This is a genomic window from Bartonella massiliensis (genome assembly GCF_902150025.1).
Taxonomy (GTDB): Bacteria; Pseudomonadota; Alphaproteobacteria; order Rhizobiales; family Rhizobiaceae; genus Bartonella; species Bartonella massiliensis.
This window is the reverse complement of sequence record NZ_CABFVS010000076.1, coordinates 1-725: the sequence shown is the minus strand read 5'-3', so window position 1 is coordinate 725 and position 725 is coordinate 1. Positions and strand designations below refer to the sequence as shown.

At 35.4% G+C, this 725-nt stretch carries 1 protein-coding gene; it reads left to right on the top strand.

Going from position 1 to position 725, the window contains the following annotated elements:
• Positions 1 to 219: hypothetical protein (locus FNZ60_RS09495; protein ID WP_210243987.1), on the top strand; the 219-nt coding region annotated here is incomplete at its 5' end.
• Positions 220 to 725 lie beyond the last annotated feature (506 nt).

Here is a 725-nt window from a genome sequence, read left to right as displayed (position 1 = left end):
CGTAATGCTGGGTTGGTAAGAGTGTGTGGTTTTTTTTATGTTTTTTTACCGCAGATCATTTTAGGGGGTTCTTTCGGTGTTCTTTCCACTCTTTTCTCTCTTTCACGCCATATTGAAACGGGATGTGAAGGAAATGATGCAGCAATGGGAAACAGTCTCAAAGCAGCAATATGCCCGGCAAGCAATCTCTTGACAAAATACGATAGGGGGAAAAAGTGAGCACTTTTTTAATAATTTTATTATTGATCTCCTTAGGGATAGGTCTCTTTATTTATTCTGCATGGATTATGGTGCTTTTTTCTACCGTGAAGGTTGTTTTGATACTTTATTATTCTTTGATAAAACGGACAATCTTATTATGGAGGATGCGGCGAAAGCTCAAAAAAAATACAACGCAGAATTTGAGGCATTATCAGCCAGAGAGCAGGGGGAACAATACAGTTCTTGCAACACAGTTTAGTGCCCTTTCTTTTAAAGAATCTTTGTTCCTCTCAAGAAAAGAATAATATTATTTGATAAATTATTTAAGCAAAAAGCTATGTCTACAAATGGTATAGCTTTTTCGTTTTGCCTTCAGTTTTTCAATAAGCATCCTCTAAATTAGCAAAGTCTATATCAACTTTTTTGTACGATTTGTTATTGACTAACGAACTTTTTTGTGCGATATTGATTTTGTAAAAACAGGAGAGGGTGAATGAAAAGAGAAGCACTGCTTAGAGAGTTAC